We start from the raw sequence: 512 nt of genomic DNA on the forward strand, positions 1-512 counted from the left end.
GACCAAGCGACAGTTTAAAGTGCTGCTTGCCATTCTGCGTAAAACCTATGGGTGGAATAAACCAATGGACAGAATCACCGATTCTCAACTTAGCGAGATTACAAAGTTACCTGTCAAACGGTGCAATGAAGCCAAGTTAGAACTCGTCAGAATGAATATTATCAAGCAGCAAGGCGGCATGTTTGGACCAAATAAAAACATCTCAGAATGGTGCATCCCTCAAAACGAGGGAAAATCCCCTAAAACGAGGGATAAAACATCCCTCAAATTGGGGGATTGCTATCCCTCAAAACAGGGGGACACAAAAGACACTATTACAAAAGAAAAAAGAAAAGATTATTCGTCAGAGAATTCTGGCGAATCCTCTGACCAGCCAGAAAACGACCTTTCTGTGGTGAAACCGGATGCTGCAATTCAGAGCGGCAGCAAGTGGGGGACAGCAGAAGACCTGACCGCCGCAGAGTGGATGTTTGACATGGTGAAGACTATCGCACCATCAGCCAGAAAACCGA

The 512-nt window shown here is 45.3% G+C and carries 1 protein-coding gene; it reads left to right on the forward strand.

Translation table 11 applies throughout. The annotated features are described in order from the left end of the window. Positions 1-512 (forward strand): replication protein (locus tag HP556_RS00105; RefSeq protein ID WP_175365468.1); only part of this gene is annotated, 512 nt, incomplete at both ends.

It is taken from the genome of Tardiphaga robiniae, from assembly GCF_013359755.1.
Lineage (GTDB): Bacteria > Pseudomonadota > Alphaproteobacteria > Rhizobiales > Xanthobacteraceae > Tardiphaga > Tardiphaga robiniae.